General features: G+C 70.3%; 16 protein-coding genes and 1 tRNA gene. 13 read left to right on the top strand and 4 right to left on the bottom strand.

From position 1 onward, the window contains the following. Positions 1-69: 69 nt before the first annotated feature. From HL652_RS13365 to HL652_RS13310, 12 genes are all read left to right on the top strand, one after another. A complete protein-coding gene (locus HL652_RS13365; RefSeq protein WP_171705776.1) occupies positions 70-1308 on the top strand; it encodes a DNA polymerase III subunit delta' in 1239 nt (412 codons plus the stop codon). An 11-nt stretch (positions 1309-1319) separates the two neighbouring features. Beyond that, entirely contained in the window at positions 1320-2876 is a 1557-nt protein-coding gene (locus tag HL652_RS13360) for an alpha/beta hydrolase (protein WP_171705775.1), read from the top strand. 82 nt (positions 2877-2958) lie between these two features. Next, the gene (locus HL652_RS13355) at positions 2959-3651 is read left to right on the top strand and encodes a TetR family transcriptional regulator (protein WP_171705774.1); all 693 of its coding nucleotides are present in this window, start codon (positions 2959-2961) and stop codon (positions 3649-3651) included. 109 nt (positions 3652-3760) lie between these two features. Continuing rightward, positions 3761-3836: transfer RNA gene (locus tag HL652_RS13350), tRNA-Thr, on the top strand. Positions 3837-4005: 169 nt separating this feature from the next. Further along, positions 4006-4677, top strand: a complete 672-nt coding sequence (locus tag HL652_RS13345) for a hypothetical protein (protein ID WP_171705773.1) — start codon at positions 4006-4008, stop codon at positions 4675-4677. Positions 4678-4822: 145 nt separating this feature from the next. Then, positions 4823-4987, top strand: a complete 165-nt coding sequence (locus tag HL652_RS13340) for a hypothetical protein (protein ID WP_171705772.1) — start codon at positions 4823-4825, stop codon at positions 4985-4987. A gap of 55 nt (positions 4988-5042) precedes the next feature. Next, positions 5043-6023: a Gfo/Idh/MocA family protein gene (locus tag HL652_RS13335; protein WP_171705771.1), complete on the top strand. Its 981-nt coding sequence runs from the start codon at positions 5043-5045 to the stop codon at positions 6021-6023. Positions 6024-6132: 109 nt separating this feature from the next. Then, the gene (gene dacB, locus HL652_RS13330) at positions 6133-7602 is read left to right on the top strand and encodes a D-alanyl-D-alanine carboxypeptidase/D-alanyl-D-alanine endopeptidase (RefSeq protein WP_171705770.1); all 1470 of its coding nucleotides are present in this window, start codon (positions 6133-6135) and stop codon (positions 7600-7602) included. Positions 7603-7678: 76 nt separating this feature from the next. Beyond that, positions 7679-8272, top strand: coding sequence for an isochorismatase family protein (locus tag HL652_RS13325; protein ID WP_171705769.1), 594 nt, complete (start codon positions 7679-7681; stop codon positions 8270-8272). 143 nt (positions 8273-8415) lie between these two features. Continuing rightward, positions 8416-8793: a GntR family transcriptional regulator gene (locus HL652_RS13320; RefSeq protein ID WP_171705768.1), complete on the top strand. Its 378-nt coding sequence runs from the start codon at positions 8416-8418 to the stop codon at positions 8791-8793. Then, on the top strand, positions 8790-9695 hold the full coding sequence (locus HL652_RS13315; RefSeq protein ID WP_171705767.1) for an ABC transporter ATP-binding protein: 906 nt from the start codon (positions 8790-8792) through the stop codon (positions 9693-9695). The genes HL652_RS13320 and HL652_RS13315 overlap by 4 nt, the downstream gene beginning before the upstream one ends. Beyond that, entirely contained in the window at positions 9692-10480 is a 789-nt protein-coding gene (locus HL652_RS13310) for a hypothetical protein (RefSeq protein WP_253743271.1), read from the top strand. The genes HL652_RS13315 and HL652_RS13310 overlap by 4 nt, the downstream gene beginning before the upstream one ends. A 90-nt stretch (positions 10481-10570) precedes the next feature. Here the strand turns inward: HL652_RS13310 and HL652_RS13305 are convergent, their stop codons facing one another. From HL652_RS13305 to HL652_RS13295, 3 genes are all read right to left on the bottom strand, one after another. Continuing rightward, complete coding sequence (locus HL652_RS13305) at positions 10571-12484, bottom strand: ABC transporter ATP-binding protein (protein ID WP_171705766.1); 1914 nt, start codon at positions 12482-12484, stop codon at positions 10571-10573. Positions 12485-12576: 92 nt separating this feature from the next. Next, on the bottom strand, positions 12577-12792 hold the full coding sequence (locus tag HL652_RS13300; RefSeq protein WP_171705765.1) for a hypothetical protein: 216 nt from the start codon (positions 12790-12792) through the stop codon (positions 12577-12579). A 104-nt stretch (positions 12793-12896) separates the two neighbouring features. After that, the gene (locus tag HL652_RS13295) at positions 12897-14306 is read right to left on the bottom strand and encodes an MFS transporter (protein ID WP_171705764.1); all 1410 of its coding nucleotides are present in this window, start codon (positions 14304-14306) and stop codon (positions 12897-12899) included. 161 nt (positions 14307-14467) lie between these two features. On the opposite strand from HL652_RS13295, the gene HL652_RS13290 reads away from it, so the two are divergent. Further along, complete coding sequence (locus HL652_RS13290) at positions 14468-15280, top strand: PfkB family carbohydrate kinase (protein ID WP_171705763.1); 813 nt, start codon at positions 14468-14470, stop codon at positions 15278-15280. A 213-nt stretch (positions 15281-15493) separates the two neighbouring features. Here the strand turns inward: HL652_RS13290 and ribH are convergent, their stop codons facing one another. After that, the gene (gene ribH / locus HL652_RS13285; RefSeq protein WP_171705762.1) at positions 15494-15979 is read right to left on the bottom strand and encodes a 6,7-dimethyl-8-ribityllumazine synthase; all 486 of its coding nucleotides are present in this window, start codon (positions 15977-15979) and stop codon (positions 15494-15496) included. Positions 15980-16001: the final 22 nt, after the last annotated feature.

Here is a 16001-nt window from a genome sequence, read left to right as displayed (position 1 = left end):
GACGACGAGCATCCGTACCGCGCCGTCAGGCCCCGGCCCACTGTCAGACCCCCTCAGTAAAGTGACACCATGACCGTCTGGAACGACCTCACCGGCCAAGACGCCGCGATCGAGGTGTTCCGCGCGGCCGCGGAGTCGGCAGCGGCCGGCCGCACCGGCGCGACGGGCGCAAGCAGCACGGGCGGTGCGAGCGGCGCGGGTAGCGCAGGTGCCGCGGGCACCGACTCCATGACGCACGCCTGGCTCATCACCGGCCCGCCCGGCTCCGGCCGCTCGAACCTGGGCTACGCCTTCGCCTCGGCGCTGCTGTGCGCGAACGGCGGATGCGGGGTCTGCCCCGACTGCCGACAGGTCGCCTCCCGCACGCATCCCGATCTGTCGATCCTCGCCACCGAACGCGTGGTCATCACCATCGACGAGGTGCGCAAACTCGTCTCGGCCTCGCAGTTCTCGCCGTCGGTCTCCCGCTACCGCGTGGTCGTGATCGAAGACGCCGACCGCATGGCGGAGCGCACCTCGAACGTGCTGCTCAAGGCGCTCGAGGAGCCGCCCGAGCGCACGGTGTGGATTCTGTGCGCACCGAGCGAGGCCGACCTTCTGCCCACCATCCGCTCGCGGGTGCGCTCGGTGCGACTGCGGGTGCCCGGCACCGAAGACGTGGCGTCGCTCGTGATGCGCCGCGACGGCGTCGACCACGAGCTCGCGCTGCAGGCGGCCCGTGAGTCGCAGAGCCACATCGGCATGGCCCACCGTCTCGCCACCAACGAAGAGGCGCGCCTCCGGCGAGCCGAGACCCTCGACCTGGCCCTGCAGGTGGTGACCGTGGGCGACGCGGTGCGCGGCGCGGCCCGCCTGCTCGAGCTCGCGGGCGCCGATGCGCAGGCCATCACCGAGGAGCGCGACGCCGAGGAGCGCGCAGCCGCCCTCCGCTCGCTCGGCGTCGAGCCCGGCCAACCCGTGCCGCCCGCGCTCCGCGGTCAGATCAAGGCGCTCGAAGACGACCAGAAGCGCCGCGCCACCCGAAGCCTTCGCGACGGCATCGACCGCATCCTCACCGATCTGCTCTCCCTTTACCGCGACGTCGTCGTCGTGCAGCTCGGCGCCGGCCTCGAGCTCGTGAACGAGGCGATCGCCGAACGGGTGAAGCGGTCGGCCGCCGATAACGATCCGACATCGACCCTCGCGGCGATGGACGCCATCGCCGATGCGCGTCGCAGGATTGCCGCAAACGTCGCTCCGGCCCTCGCGCTGGAGGCGATGCTCGTCACCGTCGCTGAGGCGAACCGATCAGCGGCACGAAAGGGTTGACCGTGAGTCGAATGAGAACCGCCAGCCGCACAGGGGCGCTCGCCGCGGTCGTGCTCGCCACGGCCCTCGCCCTCTCCGGGTGCGTCACCTGGTTCGTCGACGCCCAGCGCGGCGGTTCGCCGTCGGCACCGACCACCTCGACCCCCACCGCCGAAGACGTGCCCGCCGACCTGCAGCGCTTCTACGGCCAGGTGCTGGAGTGGCAGCCGTGCAGCGGCTCGTTCCTCTGCACCACGGCCATCGCGCCGCTCGACTGGAACGACCCCACCGGCGACACCATCGAACTCGCGCTCATCAAGAAGCCGGCCTCGGGCGGCGAGCGGCTCGGCTCGCTGTTCGTGAACCCGGGCGGGCCCGGCGGCTCCGCCTACGACATGGTGGAGCAGTCCGCCGACTTCGCCGCGCATCCCGAGGTGCAGCAGTCGTACGACCTCATCGGCTACGACCCGCGGGGCACTGGCCACTCCGACGCCGTGCGGTGCCTCACCGACGCCGAGCGCGACGCCTGGCTGTACGACATCATCCCGGGGGAGCGCGGTTCGAAGGAGTGGATCGAGGCCTACACGAAGGCCGCCGCCGACTTCGGGGCCAAATGCGCCGAGAACACGGGGCCGCTGCTCGAGCACATCGACACGGAGAGCACCACCCGCGACCTCGACATGCTGCGGGCCGCGGTGGGCGACACGAAGCTCAACTACCTCGGCTACTCCTACGGCACCTTCCTCGGCGCGATCTACGCCGACAACTTCCCCGACAAGGTCGGCCGCATGGTGCTCGACGGTGCCGAAGACCCGCGCTCGAGCGGCTTCGACATCACCATCTCGCAGGCCGCGGGGTTCGAGAACGCGCTGAAGAGCTACCTCGCCGACTGCGCCTCCCGCTCCGACTGCTGGTTCGACGGCAGCGCCGACTCCGCGCTCACCGGCATCCAGAAGCTGCTCGCCCAGGTCGACGAGAGCCCTGTGCGCGCAAGCGACGGCCGCGAGCTCGGCTCCAGCTCGCTGCTCACCGCTATCTTCTACCCGCTCTACAACGAGTCGAGCTGGCCTTACCTCGACACCCTCTTCACCTCGGTCGCCGACGGGCAGGCCGACTACGCCTTCCAGCTGGCCGACGCCTACAACAGCCGCAACCCCGACGGCAGCTACGCCGACAACCTCATCGAGTCGTTCAATGCCATCTCCTGCGCCGACTACCCGGCCCAGACCGACCCCGGGGTCATCGCCGAGCAGAACGAGAAGCTCATCGAGGCCTCGCCCACAGTCGGCCCGTACTGGACCTTCGGCGACATCGGATGCGCGGAATGGCCCTACCCCAGCACCCGCGTGCCCGGGCCGGTCACCGCAGCAGGCTCCGACCCCATCCTCGTCGTCGGTACGACGGGAGACCCGGCGACCCCGTACGCGTGGGCCGAAGCGCTCGCCGACCAGCTCGAGAACGGCCACCTCGTGACCTTCGAGGGGGAGGGGCACACCGCCTACAACTCCTCGAGCTGCGTGGCGGCGGTCGTCGACGACTACTTCCTGACCGGCACGGTTCCCGCCAGCGACCCCGAGTGCACCAGCTGAGTCTGGGCCCCTGCAGGTCTGCGAGGCTGCGCCGCCGCGGGTCTCCGGGTCTGCGCCCCCGCGGGTCTGCGATCATGGGGGAATGACCGTCGAACCCGAAGAGGTCGGTCTCCGTGAGCGCAAGAGGAGAGCGACCAGGCGCAGCATCCAGCTCGCCGTGCTGCGCCTCACCGCCGAGAACGGCCTCGACCAGGTGACGATCGACGAGATCAGCCGCGACGCCGGGGTCTCGCCGCGAACCTTCTTCAACTACTTCCCCACGAAAGAGGCGTCGCTCGCGGGCGACGCCCCGTTCTCGCTCACGCCCGACGCGATCGAGGCCTTCGTCGAGGCGGGGCCGGGCGGCGACCCGCTCGGGGAGATCCTCGAGGTGATGGCCGCACAGGCCCACGAAGACGGTGAGATCGACCCCGAGCTGCACAGCCTGCGGCACCGGGTGATGAACGACTATCCGCAGATCTTCGCCATGCGCATCGACCGCATGCGTGCCTTCGAAGCCTCGATCGCCGAGACCGTCGAGCGCCGCCTCCGGCGCGACGCTGAGAAGCAGGGCGACGACCCCGGCGACTCCGAGCCCGCCGAGAAGGCACGGATGGTCGGGCTCGTCACCATGGCCGTCGCGCGAGGGTCATGGCTGGCCTGGGCGGAGCATCCTGACGTGGAGTCGCTGCCCGAGACCATTCGGCACGCCTACGCGAGGTTGAGGGAGATCGTGCCGCCGCCCGCTCGGGAGGCTTCGGCCCAGAGCGCCGGGGGCGTGGTGGACGCGAGCTGAGCTGAGCTGAGCCCGAAGGTCGCCGCTGATCGCCGTCGTGGCCGCGTGCGCCGAGCGCCCGGGTTTCGGCTATGCTTTGTAGCTGTGCCGTGCGCGAGTCGCCGGCCAGGCCGCCTTAGCTCAGTCGGCAGAGCGATTCACTCGTAATGAATAGGTCGTGGGTTCGATTCCCACAGGCGGCCCCACCTCAACCCCCGGCGCTTGTCAGCTCCGGGGGTTTTCGCTTATCACGTGTTTTCCCGTTTGGCAGGTGCGACACGTGTCGGTTATGGTGAAACCTCGCGCACATGCGTCGGCATACCATAACCAGCCGACGAAAACCCGAACGTTGCGCGACAGACGACCCGGAGCACCATGACGAACGCTGAACTGACCTTCGACGACCTCATGTCGTTCTCGTCGGCCGACGAACCCGCGCAACCCGGGGCCGCCGACCCGGCACCGCTGCTCAGCCGCCGTGCCGCCCGCGAGCAGAGGAACGCCGAAGCGCGCCAGTCGAGCGCGCCGGCCGCGCCGGCCACGGCACCCGCGAGACTGCGAGCTGTCGAGCCTCTGGAGTCGGTCGCCGAGCCGGTCGCCGCCGCCCCGATCGCGGCGGTCGAGCCAGCAGCCGCAGCACCGATCGCAGCGGTCGAGCCCCTTGAACCCATCGCCCCCGCTGCCCCCGTGGCGGCGACCCGGCACGTGCACGCGAGTTCCGCATCCGCCGCCACCCCGACCCCGATCGCGGCCCCCCTCCACGAGACGCCGGCCCCGATCGCCGCCGCGGCGCCCGAGACGCCGGCCCCGATCGCGGCTGCAGCGGCGCCCGCGCCCACCCCCGCACCCGCGATGCGCCCCCGCGCCAGCGCCGAGAAGCCCGAGAAGTCCGACAAGCACGGCCGCTTCTACCGCCCCGAGCTCCACTCGCGCTGGGACAGGCTGAGCGGCAGCCTCGTGCTGCGCATCACCGTCATCACCGTGCTGCTGGCAGGCACCGGCGCCCTCGCCTATCTCGCCCTCACCCGCTTCGCCGGCGGCGCGTAACACCCGACGCACGCTCCGCGACGCGGCGAGTCGCACCGAGCCGCATTCCACAACGTCTGTCGATTACTTAGTGTGCTAGGTAATTCCCAGCAGTCGTTCACACGTTCGTCACCTGCGCCCGCAGCGTGCTGCCTACGGTTGACGCATGACTTCGACGACGAGACGTCGGAGGTCCCGACGCCGCACACGATACGACAAGTACTACAAGCCGCAGCGTCCTCGCCTGCGGATGGCCCTCACCGCCGGTCTCATCGTCATGCTGGTGCTGCTCGCCGGCGTGCTCGCCTGGGCCGCGATCATCTACAAGTAGCGGCACGAGCCACCCGGCGTGGGATACGGTCGAGGTTGATGAGAAAGGACTCACCGTGACCGAACTCCGCTGGGGAATCGTGGGCACCGGAGGCATCGCCTCGGCCTTCACCACCGACCTGCTCGCCACCGGCCATTCCGTGGCGGCCGTGGGCTCGCGCACGAAGGAATCCGCCACCGCCTTCGCGGACCGCTTCGGCATCCCCACCGCGCACGGCAGCTACGCCGAGCTGGTCGCCGATCCCGACGTCGACATCGTCTACGTGGCGACGCCGCATCCATCTCACGCCGCCGATGCGCAGCTCGCCATCGCCGCGGGCAAGCACGTGCTCGTCGAGAAGTCGTTCACCGTGAACGAGGCCGAGGCGAGGGCCGTCGCGACGGCGGCCGCCGAGGCGGGCGTGGTGGTGATGGAGGCGATGTGGACGCGCTTCCTCCCGCACATGGTGCGCGTGCGCGAGATCATCGCCGAGGGCACGCTCGGCGACGTGCGCACGGTCATCGCCGACCACGGCCAGAAGCTCCCCTCCGACCCGGCGCACCGCATCAACAACCGCGAACTCGGCGGCGGCGGCCTGCTCGACCTCGCCATCTACCCGGTGTCGTTCTCCATCGACGTGCTCGGCCTGCCGACACGCATCCTCGCCAGCGCCACGATGTCGAGCACCGGGGTCGACCGGCAGACCGCGATCATCTTCGAGCACGAGGGCGGGCGCCAGTCGATCTCGCAGAGCGCCATCGACGCCAGTGGTCCGGTGCAGGCCGCGGTCATCGGCACGGATGCGCGCATCGAGATCGACTCGTGGTGGTACGGCCCGACGACCTTCCGCGTCATCGCCTCCGACGGCAGCGTCATCGAGCGGTTCGAGCAGCCCGTGGTGTCGCGCGGGATGCAGTACCAGGCCGACGAGATCGAGCGCCTCATCGAGGCGGGGGAGAGCTCCGGCACGATCCTCCCGCTCGAGGAGTCGGTGGCGATCATGGGCGTGCTCGACGAGGTGCGTCGTCAGATTGGGCTGAGCTACCCCGGCGAATGACCCGGGCCGTCGCCCGGTGACGCCGGGTCAGCTGCCGGCGGGCCCAGGGTGAAGCCGGGCTTGCCCCACCGGGCCCCGGGTCGTCGCCCGGCGACGCGAGGCGGGTACCATGGCTGAGGTGTCGGCTCCTTCCCCCCGCGCCCCCGGCCTCCGGGGCCTGATCGCCCGCCGTCCGCGGCTGTGGGCGGCGGCCGCTGCTGCCGTCGCGGTGGTCGTGCTGGGTGGCGGCGCGTTCGCCGCGGGCGCCGTGCTGGCGAGTTCCGACTCGGCATCGACTGCGTCGGCCGCCGGCTCGGCGTCGCAGGAGACGCAGACGCAGACCCCGACGCCCACGCCGACCCCCACCCCGACCGCCGATCCGCGCGCCCAGCCGCAGGCAGCATCCGCCCCCGCCGCCGTGCGCACCTGCTCGGTCGCCGAGCTCTCGCTCGACGGCCGGCTGGGCTCTTTCCTCGGGGCCGTGCGCAACGCCTCCACCGGCGAGCTGCTGTTCGACCGCGGCGCCGGCACCTACGCCCGCACGGCGAGCGTGATGAAGGTGCTCACGAGCGCGGCGGCCCTCGCGGTGCTGGGTTCGGCCTACCAGGTGCCCACCACCGTGGTGAAGGGCGCGAACCCCGGCGAGGTCGTGCTCGTGGGCGGTGGCGACATCACGCTCGCGAGCGGCTCGTCGAACATCTACCCCGGTGCGGCGAGCATGCTCGACCTCGCCGCGCAGGTGGAGGCGGCCTGGGCCGCCGACCCGTCGACCGCCGGCACCCCCATCACCTCGATCGTGCTCGACGCCAGCGTCTTCTCGGGCGACCGCTGGCAGCCCTCCTGGAACCGCAAGGAGCTCTACGACGGCTACTCCTCCGAGGTCACGGGGCTGCAGGTCGACGGCGACCGCGCCGAACCCTCGGCCAACGTCTCGACCCGCAGCGAGAACGCCGTGCTCACGGCCGGTCAAGCGCTCGCCGACGCCCTCGGCGTGCCGGGCGCGACCCTCGCCGAGGGACTGGCACCCGACGGAGCGGCGCAGCTCGGCCAGGTGCTGTCGGCGCCGCTGTCGACGATGATCCCGGATGCTCTGCAACGCAGCGACAACACCGAGGCCGAGATGCTGGCCCGGCTGGTGGCCGTGGAGCTCGGCGTGGGCAACGACTTCGCCGCGCTGCAGACCGCCATTCCCCAAGCGCTCGCGCGCTACGGACTCGACACCTCGGGCCTCGTCATCGCCGACGGCTCGGGTCTCAGCGACGACAACGGGGTCTCTCCCGACTTCCTCACGCGACTGTTCATGAAGATCAACGCGCACGAGAGCGAACTCGGCATCATCTACGACGGGCTCCCGGTGGGCGGGGTGAGCGGAACGCTGGCCGGCCGCTTCACCGATTCACCCGCGGCGGGGAGCGTCATCGCGAAGACCGGCTGGATCGACACCGGCTACACCCTCTCCGGCCTCGTCAACGCCGCAGACGGCACCGTGCTGACCTTCGCCTTCTTCGCACTCGACGACGTGAGCGACAGCGCGAGGCCTGCGCTCGACGCCCTCACCACGGGCATCTACGAGTGCGGCAACGCGCTCTCGAACAACTAGCGACCGCACTCGGGTCGACCGCACCCGGGCCGCCCACGCCTTGGGCGACCCCACCCCGCGTCCCTAGACTGGTGCCATGGCACGAGCGCTGTTCATCATCGACGTTCAGAACGACTTCATCGAGGGCGGTGCGCTCGGGGTGGAGGGCGGCACCGCGGTCGCCAACGGCATCTCGAAGCTCCTCGCCGAGCACCGCGAGGCGTACGACTTCGTCATCGCCTCCCGCGACTGGCACGACCCCGAGTCGGACAACGGCGGCCACTTCGCCCTCGACGGCGAGCCCGACTTCGAGAGCAGCTGGCCGGTGCACTGCGTCGCGGGCACCTACGGTGCCGAGTACCACGACGAGCTCACCACCAACGCCATCGACCACCACGTGCGCAAGGGCCAGGGCGAGCCGGCCTACTCCATCTACGAGGGCACCACCGAGGAGGGCGGCACCGTGCATGAGCTGCTCGACGCGAACGGGGTGACCGAGGTCGACATCGCCGGTCTCGCCACCGATCACTGTGTGCGCGCCTCCGCTCTCGACGCCATCGAGCACGGCCGTCACGTGCGCATCATCACCGACCTCATCGCCGGCGTGACACCGGAGACGTCGCGGGCGGCCATCGCCGAGCTCGCGCACGCGGGTGCCGACCTCGTCACCTCCGACCTCGTCGAGCGCTGAGGTTCCGGATGCGCTGATGACCGGATGCGCTGACCACCGGATGCGCTGACCACCGCATCCCTCCCGTTCCCTCCCTCAACCCCCGGCCTCGCACCCGGGGGTTGACTTCTGCGCGCCCACCTGGTTGGTTAGTTACATGAGTAATGAACCAACCAAGGGTCGCCGTCGTGGATGAGTCACGACCGATCTTCGTTCAGATCGCGGAGCAGATCGAGAACGACATCATCGGGGGCGCGCTCCCCGAAGAGACCCAGGTTCCCTCCACGAACGAGTTCGCGGCGTTCCACCGCATCAACCCGGCGACCGCCGGGAAGGGCGTGAACCTGCTCGTCGACGAGGGGATCCTCTACAAGAAGAGGGGAATCGGCATGTTCGTCGCCGAAGGGGCACGTGACCGCCTCGTGGCCAAGCGCCGCGACCAGTTCGAGACCGAGTACGTGCAGCCGCTCGTCACCGAGGCCGACAAGCTCGGCATCTCGCGTGAGGAGCTCGCTGCGATGATCAGAGGAGGCTCACGATGAGCGCCGTCATCGAGGTCAAGGGCCTCACCAAGCACTACCGCAACGTCACCGCCGTCGACGACGTCACGTTCTCCGTCGAGGAGAACACCATCTGCGGCCTGCTCGGCCGCAACGGCGCCGGCAAGACCACGCTCATGCAGCTGCTCACCGGCCAGGAGTTCGCCACGAGCGGCGAGGTGCGCGTGTTCGGCGAGTCGCCCGTCGAGAACTCCCGGGTGCTGCAGCGCACCAGCTTCATCAAGGAGAGCCAGAAGTACCCCGACGACTTCCTCCCGAAGCACGTCTTCGCGAGTGCCCCCTGGTTCTTCCCGAACTGGGACGCCGACTTCGCGGCGACCCTCATCGACGACTTCCGGGTGCCCCTCAAGCGCCCCGTCAAGAAGCTCTCGCGCGGGCAGCTCTCCTCCATCGGCGTCATCGTCGGTCTCGCCTCGCGGGCGCCGCTGACCTTCTTCGACGAGCCCTACCTGGGGCTGGATGCGGTGGCCAGGCAGACCTTCTACGACCGCCTCCTCGACGACTACGCCGAGCATCCGCGCACCGTCATCCTCTCCACCCACCTCATCGACGAGGTCTCCAACCTCCTCGAGCACGTGCTGCTCATCGACGACGGGCGCATCCTGCTCGACCAGGACGCGGAGAGCCTGCGCGGATCGGCCACCACCGTGGTCGGCACCCGCAGCGCCGTCGACGCCTTCGTGGAGGGCCGCGAGGTGCTGCACCGCGACCACCTGGGCGGTCTAGCCTCCGTCACCATCGGGCGGCTCGACGCCGGCGAGCGGGCCGAGGCAGCCGCGGCCGGGCTCGAGCTCACGGCGGTGTCGCTGCAACAGCTCGTCGTGCAGAAGACGAGCGCCTCCCTGAACGACTTCGAGCAGAAAGACCACGAGGTGAGCGCATGACCGCCGTCACCGATCCACGGACCACGCCCGCGCTGCCGGCGGCGGCACGCACGTCGAGCCGCATCGTGCCGGTGCTGCGGCTGCACCTCATCAACCGGTTCACCGTCTTCGTGCTGCCGTGGCTGATCCTCGGGTTCATCTTCCTGGTGAACTTCTTGATCTGGTGGATCATCAGCCAGGCGGCCGGCCCAGGCTCCGGCCAAGACGTCTCCGACGGGCTGCAGTACAGCGGGGCCTCGTTCTACATCTTCGTCTACATGACGGTGATGGGGGTGCAGGCCGTCGCGCTCACCTTCCCGTTCGCACTCGGCTACAGCACCACGCGGCGCGACTTCTGGCTCGGCACCTCCCTCGCCTTCGTGCTGCTCTCGGCGCTCTACGCCGCGGGCATGACCGTGCTCGCCGGCCTCGAGACGGCGACGAACGGGTGGGGCTTCCACGGCCAGATGTTCACGGCGATCTACTTCGGCGGGGCCGACGCGGCCTGGTACACCCGGTTCTTCCTGTTCTTCACCGGGTTCCTGTTCTTCTTCTTCGTCGGCGCGGTGGTGGCGACCATCTACCAGCGGTGGCGGGTGAACGGCATGCTCGTGTTCTTCGCGGCGCTCGTGCTGGTGCTGGTCGGCATCGCCGCCCTCATCACGCTGACGAACGGATGGCCCGCCTTCGGCCAGTGGTTCGTCGACCACGGGCCCGTCGGCGTGATGCTGTGGAGCCTCGTGCCCACCGCGCTGAGCGGTGTGCTCGGGTACCTCATCCTCCGCCGCACCACCCCGAAGGGCTGAGCGGGCGCCGCCCGCTCGGACCGCCCCGAGAAAGCGCGAAGTGCCCCCTCAAGACGCCTGAGGGAGCACTTCGGGCTCTCTCGACGCGGGCTACACGAGGAGCTGGTGCTTCGCGAGGTCGCGGTACAGGGGGGTCGAGGCGACGAGCTCGGAGTGGGTGCCCGTGCCCACGACGCGACCGTGGTCGACGACCACGATGCGGTCGGAGTCCACCACGGTCGACAGGCGGTGGGCGATGACGATGAGCGAGCGGTTCTCGGCCACGGCGTCGATGGCCTCGCGGAGCATCTGCTCGTTGAGTCCGTCGAGCGAGGAGGTCGACTCGTCGAGCAGCAGCACCGGGGGAGCGGCGAGCAGCGCGCGGGCGATCGCGAGCCGCTGACGCTCGCCACCCGAGAGCATCACGCCGTCTTCGCCCACCGCCGCATCGAGACCCTCGGGCGAGCGCCCGAGCACCTCGCCGAGGTTCACCTCGTGCAGCACGCGGATGCAGTCGGCATCGCTCGCCTCGGGCGAGCCGAGCAGCAGATTCTGACGGATGCTGCCCGCCAGCACCGGCGCATCCTGCTCCACGTAGCCGATCTGCGCGCGGAGGGCCTCGCGGTCGAGGCGCTTCACGTCGACGCCACCGAACAGCACCGATCCGGAGTCGGCGTCGTAGAAGCGCTCGATGAGGGCGAGGATGGTGCTCTTGCCGGCGCCTGAGGGGCCTACGATCGCGGTGCGCTCGCCGCGGCCGGCCGCGAACGAGACGCCGTGCAGCACGCCGGCCTCGGGGTCGGGGTCGAGAGCCGGGGCGGCGCCGGCCGCTGCGCCGGCTGCTGCGCCGGCCTCACCTGCGCCCGTCTCCGGCACCGCCGTCGCCACGCGCCCCTCGGCGTACCGGAACCGCACGTCGACGAACTCGATGGCGGGAGCATCCGTCGCCCTTGCCGCCGCGATCTCGTCGGGGGTGGCCAGCGGCGCGAGCTCGCGGTCGTTCTGCACCTCGACGGGCAGCGACACGATCTCCTGGATGCGCCCCAGCGCCCCCAGCGCCTGGTTCACCGAGTTGATGGCGCCGAAGGCCTGGCCGAGCGGCATGATCATCATGAACAGGAACAGGATGAACGACACCAGGCTCGCGATCGTGATCGCGCCCGACGCCACCCGGAAGCCGCCTACCCCGAGCACCACGAGGAACGACACCTGCAGCGCGATTCCCGCGATCGGCACCACGAGGGCCGAGATCTTCGCGACCTTGACGCCCATCTGCCAGGCGCCCTGAGCATCCGCGTCGACGGCGGCGATCTCGCGCTCGGTCGCGTTGGAGGCGCGCACGGTGCGGATAGCGCTGATCGAGCGCTCCACCGCGGCGGCGAGGTCGCCGACCTTCTCCTGCTGCTTGCGGCTCGCGGTGCGCACGCGGCCCGAGATGCTGACGACGGTCACCACCGAGACGGCGATGACGAGCACGGTGAGCCCGAGCAGCACAGGGTCGATGATGAGCATCGCGATGAGCGCGCCCACGAACACGAGCGATCCGCCCACCGCGTCGACGAGGCCCTGCGTGATGACCGCGTAGAGCAACGTCGTGTCGGAGCCGACTCGCGACACCAGGTCGCCCGTGCGCCGGGTGTCGAACTGGGAGATGGGCAGCCGCAGCATGCGGTGCACGAGCTGGCGGCGGGCGGAGAGCACCACGCTCGTGCCCGTGCGCTGCAGCAGGTAGTGCTGGAAGCCCGAGATGAGGCCCGAGACGACGACGAGGATGACGAGCGCCCACACCAGCATGTCGAGCGCGCGACCCTCCTGCACCACCGTGATGACCTGGCTCACCAGGAGCGGCTGGGCGAGGCTCGCCGCGGCGCCCACGATGCTGAGCGCGATCACCAGCGCGAGCACCTTCTTGTGCTCGAACAAGAACGGCAGCAGCTGCTTGAACGTGGCGCGGGGCCCGTCGTCGGGTGTGCGGCCGCGGCCGAATCCGCCGCGGGAGCGGGGGGCGCGGGTGGTGTCGGACATGCTGTTCCTTCTGTGTCGGCGGTGCCGGTCTCGCGGGAGGTGAACGGATGCGCGGAGCCGGCACGCGCATCCGTTTGCTGTCGAGAGGTCGGCTAGCCCCGCCCGTACTTCTTGTGCACGGCCTGGCGGCTCACCCCGAGGGCCAGGGCGATGAGCTGCCAGGAGGCATTGGCGTTGCGGGCGCGGCGCACGGCGACGGCCTCGACACGGTCGAGCTCGCGCCGGAGGCCGGCCACGGCGCGGAGGGACACGATGGGGTCGTCGCTGCCGGCGTCGTCGGCGAGGGTTCGCACATCCGTGACATCCATGGTGTCAACCGTAGTTGACGAAGCGGGCCCGCGTCAACCTGAGTTGACACGGGCCCGCGGTGCGTCGGGGACGCGATGCCCGACCGCCGGAGACGTGGGAAGCGTCAGCTGACGTTGTCGTCGAACGCCAGGTCGCGCGTCTCCTTGCTGAGGTACAGCGCGGCGAGCGTGATGAGCGCCATCAGCGACAGGTAGTTGCCGACCAGCGCCGGGCTGCCGTTCGCCGCCTGCCACAGGGCCACCGCGATGAAGGGCGCGACCGCTGCGCCGAGGATCGACGCGACGTTGTAGCTGATCGCCGACCCGGTGTAGCGCACGTTCGAGGGGAACAGCTCGGGCAGGGTCGAGCCCATCGGGCCGAAGGTGAGACCCATTAGGGTGAAGCCGATGATGAGGAGGGCCATCACGCCGATGGTGCCGCCCGCGAACAGGGGCACGAAGAACAGGCCGAACGCGGCGATGCCGACGGTGGTCCAGAACAGGGCGTTGCGGCGGCCGAAGCGTTCGGCGAGCGGGCCCGACACGAGCGTGAAGATGCCGAAGAACACGCAGCCGATGACCAGCATGATGAGGAAGTCGTTGCGGCTGTAGCCGAGTCCCGGCACGAAGGTGGAGGGGTCGAAGGCCTTGCCCGCGGCCTCCGCGGCCGCCTGCGCCTGCTCGACCGACGACGCGGTGGTGCCGAAGGTGAGGGTGAAGGTGGTCATCAGGTAGAACAGCACGTAGGTCGCCAGCATGATGAAGGTGCCCAGGATGAGCGGGCGCCAGCTGGTCTTGAACACCCGGGCCAGGGGGAGCTTCGCCACCTCGCCCTTCTCCACGACCTTCGTGAACGCGGGAGTCTCGACCAGCTTGAAGCGCACGTAGAGGCCGATGATGACGAGCACGGCGCTGGCCAGGAACGGCACGCGCCAGCCCCAGGAGAGGAAGTGCTCGGAGTCGAGGGCCGTGCTCAGCACGAGGAACACGACGTTCGCGATGATGAAGCCGATGGGCGCGCCCAGCTGCGGGAAGGTGCCGTAGATCGCGCGCTTGCCCGCGGGTGCGTTCTCGGTGGCGAGGAGCGCGGCTCCCGACCACTCGCCGCCGAGGCCGAGGCCCTGGCAGAAGCGGAATAGCACGAGCAGGGCGGGGGCGATGATCTCCCAGCCGGGGGTGAGGCCGGTGGGCAGTGCGCCGATGAGCACGGTCGCGATGCCCATGGTGAGCAGGGAGGCGACGAGGGTCTTCTTGCGGCCGATGCGGTCGCCGAAGTGGCCGAACAGGATGGAGCCGACCGGGCGCGCGATGAACGCGACGCCGAACACGGCGAACGACGACAGCAGCGAGATCGTGGGGTCGGAGTTCGCGAAGAACAGCGCCGGGAACACCAGCACGGCTGCCGTGGCGTAGACGTAGAAGTCGTAGAACTCGATCGACGTGCCGATGAGGCTCGCGAGGATGACCCGTCCTCGGGTGTTGGTGGCGGCGGCGCCGCTCTTGCCGGACGGCGCGTCGATGACGGATGTGGACATTGGTCGCTTTCGAGGGGAGAGAAGAGGTGCCGAGAGAATCGCAGCGCCGGTCCGGCGCGGAGGGGCGCCGGCAGTGGCGGAATCGCGAGGGTCACTCGCGAACAGCAATATTACGCTCACCGTAGGATGCTGGAGGACATCGGACACCGGAAGGGGTGCACATGGGCGCCGTCGTCGTGCTGGGCTCGCTGAACATCGACTCCGTGGTCGAGGTGGAGCGGCACCCGCAACCCGGCGAGACGCTCATCGGCGGCGACGTCGTGAAGCACTTCGGCGGCAAGGGCGCCAACCAGGCGATCGCGGCGGCGCGAGCCGGCGCGAAGGTGGGGTTCGTCGGCAGGGTCGGCGACGATGCCGATGGAGACGCGTACCTGCAGCGGCTCGCCTCGTTCGGTATCGACACCATGCACGTGGCGCGCACCTCGGGGGTGCCCACCGGGCACGCCGCCATCGCCGTCGACGGATCGGGCGAGAACACCATCATCGTGTCGCCCGGCGCCAACGCGCGGGTGACGGTGGGCGACCTCGCCCCGCTCGGCTCGCTCGGCGCGGGCGACGTGCTGCTGTGCTCGCTCGAGGTCGACACCGCCGTGGTGGCGGAGGCGGTGCGCATCGCGGCGGCGCGCGGGGCGCGCAGCGTCGTGAACCTCGCGCCGTACGCACCGCTGCCCGCCGACGTGCTCGACCTCGCCGATCCGGTCGTGGTGAACAAGCACGAGAACGCGCTGCTCTGGGCCGACGACCTCGTGCCGCGCTCGGTGCTCGTGACGCTCGGCGGCGAAGGCTCGCGCTGGGGGCAGAACGTCGTGCCCGCGCAGAAGGCGGCGGCCGTCGTCGACACCACGGGCGCCGGCGACAGCTACTGCGGCACCCTCGCGGCGGCGCTCGCCGCGGGCGTCGCCGACGCCGACGCGATGGAGGCGGCCTCGGCCGCCGCCGCCCTCTCGGTGACCTGGCTCGGCGCGCAGCCCTGAGCTGCGCCCGCGCGGCGCGGGCTCTCACCTCGAGTTAGTCGCGCAATGTGCTCCCATCTCGGGGTTTGAGAGCGTTTTGCGCGACTAAGTGTGGGGTGCGCGCGGGTGGTGTTCCTGCGTTAGTCGCGTAAAGTGCTGCCATTTCGGGGTTCGGGAGCACTTTGGGCGACCAACGCGCGCGGGGGCGGGCCCCGCGCGGGATGGCGCGGTGCGCTAGTCGCGCACGGGGCGCAGTGCCCTGAGGGTGAGCGCGGTGGCGACGGCGGCCTCGGCGGCCTCGCGGCCCTTGTCCTCCTTCGAGCCGGGGAGTCCGGCGCGGTCGAGGCCCTGCTGCTCGGTGTCGAGGGTGAGCACGCCGAATCCCACGGGCTTGCCGGTGAGGATGCTCACCTGCGTCAGCCCTGAGGTCGCGGCATCCGACACGTACTCGAAGTGGGGCGTACCGCCGCGGATGATCACGCCCAGGGCGACCACCGCATCCGCCCCGCTCTCGAGCGCGACCTTCGACACGACGGGCAGCTCGAAGCTGCCGGCCACGCGCACCTCGCTCACCGTCACGTTCGCGGCGGCCAGGGCGCGGCGGGCGCCGGCGAGGAGTCCGTCGGTGATCTCGGTGTGCCAGGTGCCGGCGACGATGGTGACGTTCAGGCCCGTGCCGTCGAGCTCGGTGTCGAGGGTGGGGGCTCCTGCTCCGCTCATGGGAGGTTCCTTTCGGGGTTGG

It is taken from the genome of Herbiconiux sp. SALV-R1 (assembly GCF_013113715.1).
Lineage (GTDB): Bacteria > Actinomycetota > Actinomycetes > Actinomycetales > Microbacteriaceae > Herbiconiux.
The sequence above is the reverse complement of the archived record's forward strand: the minus strand, read 5'-3'. Positions and strand labels throughout refer to the sequence as shown.

Coding starts and splice junctions, on each gene's coding strand:
- HL652_RS13360 (WP_171705775.1), top strand. CDS start 1,320: ATGAGAACCGCCAGCCGCACAGGGGCGCTCGCCGCGGTCGTGCTCGCC.
- HL652_RS13325 (WP_171705769.1), top strand. CDS start 7,679: ATGGCACGAGCGCTGTTCATCATCGACGTTCAGAACGACTTCATCGAG.
- HL652_RS13310 (WP_253743271.1), top strand. CDS start 9,692: ATGACCGCCGTCACCGATCCACGGACCACGCCCGCGCTGCCGGCGGCG.
- HL652_RS13290 (WP_171705763.1), top strand. CDS start 14,468: ATGGGCGCCGTCGTCGTGCTGGGCTCGCTGAACATCGACTCCGTGGTC.
- HL652_RS13320 (WP_171705768.1), top strand. CDS start 8,416: ATGAACCAACCAAGGGTCGCCGTCGTGGATGAGTCACGACCGATCTTC.
- ribH (WP_171705762.1), bottom strand. CDS start 15,979: ATGAGCGGAGCAGGAGCCCCCACCCTCGACACCGAGCTCGACGGCACG.
- HL652_RS13295 (WP_171705764.1), bottom strand. CDS start 14,306: ATGTCCACATCCGTCATCGACGCGCCGTCCGGCAAGAGCGGCGCCGCC.
- HL652_RS13340 (WP_171705772.1), top strand. CDS start 4,823: ATGACTTCGACGACGAGACGTCGGAGGTCCCGACGCCGCACACGATAC.
- HL652_RS13365 (WP_171705776.1), top strand. CDS start 70: ATGACCGTCTGGAACGACCTCACCGGCCAAGACGCCGCGATCGAGGTG.
- HL652_RS13355 (WP_171705774.1), top strand. CDS start 2,959: ATGACCGTCGAACCCGAAGAGGTCGGTCTCCGTGAGCGCAAGAGGAGA.
- dacB (WP_171705770.1), top strand. CDS start 6,133: ATGGCTGAGGTGTCGGCTCCTTCCCCCCGCGCCCCCGGCCTCCGGGGC.
- HL652_RS13305 (WP_171705766.1), bottom strand. CDS start 12,484: ATGTCCGACACCACCCGCGCCCCCCGCTCCCGCGGCGGATTCGGCCGC.
- HL652_RS13315 (WP_171705767.1), top strand. CDS start 8,790: ATGAGCGCCGTCATCGAGGTCAAGGGCCTCACCAAGCACTACCGCAAC.
- HL652_RS13300 (WP_171705765.1), bottom strand. CDS start 12,792: ATGGATGTCACGGATGTGCGAACCCTCGCCGACGACGCCGGCAGCGAC.
- HL652_RS13345 (WP_171705773.1), top strand. CDS start 4,006: ATGACGAACGCTGAACTGACCTTCGACGACCTCATGTCGTTCTCGTCG.